Below are 4,560 nucleotides of genomic sequence, written 5' to 3' on the forward strand. Positions count from 1 at the left end.
CCTTGCGGGTAAAGTATATCTATAATGCTGCCTATATTCTTAAATCCGTATTGACTCACCGGTGTAGTATTGACTTGATATAAATCGCTTATTAACGTGAATGATATATCTACTGAAGTCCCCTCAGGAAATAAATTCCCGTTGTCATCGACTATATATTGCGAGAATGTCCGCCCAGCCTTATATGGGTTGTCTTCGTCTATAGGGTTGAGCTCGTTAAATTTCGCAAGCGCGTCGCCTGATACTGTTATTCGCAGATCATTATAATTATATATATTCAGGCCGCCTATAGTTGAAGGCATTGACGAATAATCCGGGACAGTGTTTGAATTCTTTGTGCAAAATGCTTTTATGCAAGCATTCATAATTATACGTTCGCCGGCATCGTTAGTCATTTTTGCGCCGTCAATCCATGTTATTCCGTCTTCTGAAAAATGGCTCTGTCCGTCAAATGCTACAGCCCGCGCCGTGTCGCCTTCTATTCTCGTTTCTGCTGCTATCTTGCCCGCGTTTGAAGTGGGATTCATAACATGCATTACTACCGAGAAATATTTACCCGCCGGAATAGTTAACGACTCTTCTAGTTCTATAGTGTGATAGCCTTTATATAACGTGCCGGCTTGGATTGAATAAATTTTATTGCCCTTCACAATATCGCCCGAACTCGGCAGCGTGTCATAAGTATATATGCTAAAATCAGTCGAGATTAAATCTTCCAGCGTGTAATAGCCTATTTCCATTAAATTTCTTGACTCGTTTTCAGCCGGAAATACATTCGCAGCCCATGCACCCGTAAAATCACAGCAATGTCCTAAATCATCATAGCCGTAATGAATTAAATTTCTGTCAGCGTCATCAACTGTCAAGACTGCAAATAATAAATTAGACTGTGCATATGAGAGCCAGAAATAACCGTTTTGACCCCATTCTGTGCCAAATGAATCTCTAACAAGCCAAGCTCCTGATCTTATCGGCCTGTTATTCTCGTTAAATAGTTCAGTCGAAAAATTATCGTTCCAGCCTATTACGTTTACGCAATGCCTGTTATTTGTTGTATTATTTTCTGTAAGCTCAACAGGATAATAATATGCTGAATTCACAGTGTTAAATCCATCTGTAACAAAATCAAGTTCGAGATATAATGCTCCGTTTGTGATTAATAATTGCTTAATCTCGTCAATTTTTTCCGAGCTCCATTCAGGCACTGATATAATTTCTGCGTCCGTCAATCTCAAAACCGAGCTGTAATCTTCAGGACTCATATTATTGCCCGGAGTCGTCCCATATGGTAAGCTGCTTTCAAGAACCGGCCCGAAACCATAGCCCCGCGATAAAAACGCAACTGCTCTCTCAAGATTTCCGCCTGAATTCAAAATATTTGTCGAGTCGGGATTATATATCGAGTAATTTTTTTTAGGCGAGTTATAAGCAAAGTAGGCCAAGTGCATTTCTGACAAGTCCAAATCTAAATATGTGCCTAAATTGTTAATTAATACTCCCTGAGCACATTGCATTAAATAATTACTCTCACAGGCCTGCAATACAGCAAATGCCCAGTCAGTCTTATAATTGCCCTGATCGTTTATTGTCGTAACAACGCCCGAACCCCGCAAATCAAGTTCTCCGCCGCTGTCGCCTTCACTGTTAGGGCTGTATTTGTCGCAGCCTCCTGATAAAATCACAAGCGATAATATTAGAGTTATACAAAAAATTTTCTTGCTCAAATTAATAACGCCTCCTGAAAAAATTTCAAGTATATTATATAATTCTTTCTTAATAAATTTTTCGGAGATGAATATTTCAATGTCTAATAATCCCTTCTTTGATGACCCTCTTGCGCAATTTCTAGGCGATTGGTCATGTCATATTAATATTTACTCGGTGTTATTCAGAATTTGCCTTGTTGTCTTACTCGCTGCAATTATAGGCTGTGAACGTTCAAGCAAAAGGCACTCGGCAGGTTTGAGAACGTTTATAATTGTCTCGCTGGCTTCGGCGGTGGCTGCTATGATTGATATTTGCGTCATAGTTCACACAAATGAAGGTTTTGCTATCATTTCTGCGGCGGCCATTGTTGCAGTTGCCATGATCAGCGGAAATTCTATTTTATTCAGCTCTAAGAGTCAAATTAAGGGACTCACTACTTCGGCGGGACTCTGGGCTTGTTCTATAATAGGGCTCGCAATAGGTGCAGGACTCTATACTATTACATTAATTGCGTTTGTTGCTTTACTCTGTTGTCTTTCGCAGCTGCCATTTATTGAGACAATTTTGAAAGATAGATCTAATCATTTCGAGATTCATTTGGAGTTAAAGAATAGCTCAAATCTTCAAGACTTTGTTACGACTATAAGAAAACTGGGACTCAAAATTGATGACATCGAGTCAAATCCTGCATACATAAATTCGGGCTTAAGCGTTTATTCAGTATCTATGACGATTCACGAACGCGATTTTAAGCAATACAGAAAGCACAGTGATATTATAGAAGCCTTGAGATCTCTTGATTATATTCACTATATTGAAGAAATGAATTAAATTTTTGCGGGAATTATTTTACTATAACGCGAAATGAATTAAAATAATTGTACTCACAATTTTAGTAATATATACAGTAAGGAGAAATTTTTTAATGCAGATTAGTATCACAAAGAACACACACCCCGGTAAAATGCCTCCGAGCGATAAACTCGGTTTCGGCTCAATTTTCAGCGATCACATGTTCATGATGGATTATACGGACGCTCAAAAATGGCATAATGCGCGTATAGTTCCATTCGGGCCGATTCCGATTAATCCCGCAGCCAGTGTTTTGCACTATGCAAATGAAGTTTTCGAGGGCATGAAAGCATATCGCTGGGCAGATAACAGCATTCACTTATTCAGACCGATTGAGAATGCAAAGCGTATTAATATCTCAGCTGAAAGAATAGGACTCCCGCAAATTCCTAATGATATTTTTGTCGAGGCAGTCCGTGAAGTCGTGAAAGTTGACTCGGCTTGGGTTCCTTCAGGTGAGGGGACTTCTTTATATATTCGCCCGTTTTTATACGCAATTGATCCCGAATTAGCACTACACGGAATCCATCAGGCAACTTTTGTAATAATTCTTTCACCCAGTGCGAGTTATTTTGCTGAAGGAATTAAGCCCGTTAAAATCATGCTAGAAACTGAAGACGTTAGAGCAGTACGAGGCGGCACAGGTTACACGAAATGCGGCGGAAATTATGCAGCCAGTAACAGAGCAGGAGACCGGGCAATGGAAAAAGGTTACTCGCAAGTTTTATGGCTCGACGGAGTCCACCGCAAATATATTGAAGAAGTCGGCGCAATGAATGTAATGTTCAAAATTGACGGAGTCGTCGTAACTCCTTCACTTGAGAACGGATCAATCTTAGGCGGCATTACTCGTAAATCATGCTTAGAAGTCCTTAAAAGCTGGAATATTCCCGCCGAAGAAAGATTATTAAGCGTTGACGAATTAATTGACGCTGCGAAAAACGGCAAATTAGAAGAAGCATTTGGAACAGGTACCGCCGCAGTAATTTCTCCGATCGGGGAACTTGCATATAACGGCGAAAAATACACGGTCAATGACTTCAAAATCGGCCCGGTCGCTCAGAAATTATATGACGAGTTAACCGGAATTCAATGGGGTAAGAGGCCTGATCCGTTCGGGTGGACGGAATGCGTATAATTCTGCCTACTTTTGCAAAAATTAATTTAACGCTTAGAGTCCTTAACAAGAGGCCCGACGGTTATCATAATCTCGTGTCTACGTTCTTAAAGATTCCTTCAGGCGATGTGCTTTATATTTCAGAATCAACGGCAAATCTTGATGTAGTCAGCGCAAATATAAGCATAACCGGCGAAAATATTATCTCTAAGGCTCTGAGAATTGCGCGTGAAGATGGCTACAAGATTCCATATTTGAACGTGAAGATTCATAAAAGTATACCGCCGGGATCTGGACTCGGTGCAGGTTCAGGAAATGCCGCGGCAATATTATCATTATTCGGAGCTGAAAAAGTTGCGGCCAAAGTCGGAGCTGATGTCCCCTTTTTATGTTCAGGCTTGAATATGGCTCTAGTTTCAGGAATAGGCGAAAGAGTCGAGCGCGTTACAGAACAAAAAATTCACGGAGTTATAGCGATTCCCGATTGGCAGACTGACACGAAAGCAGCATATAAGGAACTTGATGAACTTGACGAGAGTCACGGCTTTGATATTTTGCTGGCACGCACTGAATTACGAGATATTTATCATGCAAACGCGGGAGCAGGACTCAAAGTCGGATTATTGCCGAATGATTTCTTGAAAGTTTTAATCAAGAGACACCCGAAATATAATGAGTTATTCAAAATTTTTGACTCATCAGGTGCAGGAGCATGGGGATTAACAGGTTCGGGCAGTGCAGTTTTTGCGGTCATGAAAGATTTTGTAAAAATTGACTGGCCAAGCTACATTAAGAACGTTTTATATTTTTAGCGAGTGAATTTGTAGAAATTTTTTGCGGGTTGCGTGAGATTCTTTCTTGCGCGACTCGTTTTTTATATGAAC

At 40.4% G+C, this 4,560-nt stretch carries 4 protein-coding genes; 3 read left to right on the forward strand and 1 reads right to left on the reverse strand.

Annotated features, from left to right (window positions below; all coding sequences use genetic code 11):
• Positions 1–1,724: hypothetical protein (locus IJS99_03500; GenBank protein MBQ7560887.1), on the reverse strand; the 1,724-nt coding region annotated here is incomplete at its 3' end.
• 79 nt (positions 1,725–1,803) lie between these two features.
• Between IJS99_03500 and IJS99_03505 the strand changes: the two genes are divergently transcribed.
• The 3 genes from IJS99_03505 to IJS99_03515 all read left to right on the forward strand — a co-directional run bounded on the left by IJS99_03505 (position 1,804) and on the right by IJS99_03515 (position 4,488).
• Positions 1,804–2,538, forward strand: a complete 735-nt coding sequence (locus IJS99_03505) for an MgtC/SapB family protein (GenBank protein MBQ7560888.1) — start codon at positions 1,804–1,806, stop codon at positions 2,536–2,538.
• Between the two features lie 94 nt (positions 2,539–2,632).
• Complete coding sequence (locus tag IJS99_03510; protein ID MBQ7560889.1) at positions 2,633–3,697, forward strand: branched-chain amino acid aminotransferase; 1,065 nt, start codon at positions 2,633–2,635, stop codon at positions 3,695–3,697.
• A complete protein-coding gene (locus IJS99_03515; GenBank protein MBQ7560890.1) occupies positions 3,679–4,488 on the forward strand; it encodes a 4-diphosphocytidyl-2C-methyl-D-erythritol kinase in 810 nt (269 codons plus the stop codon). Before IJS99_03510 ends, IJS99_03515 begins: the two co-directional genes overlap by 19 nt.
• Positions 4,489–4,560: the final 72 nt, after the last annotated feature.

The sequence above is a fragment of the Synergistaceae bacterium genome, from assembly GCA_017444345.1.
In the GTDB taxonomy this organism is placed as follows: domain Bacteria; phylum Synergistota; class Synergistia; order Synergistales; family Aminobacteriaceae; genus JAFUXM01.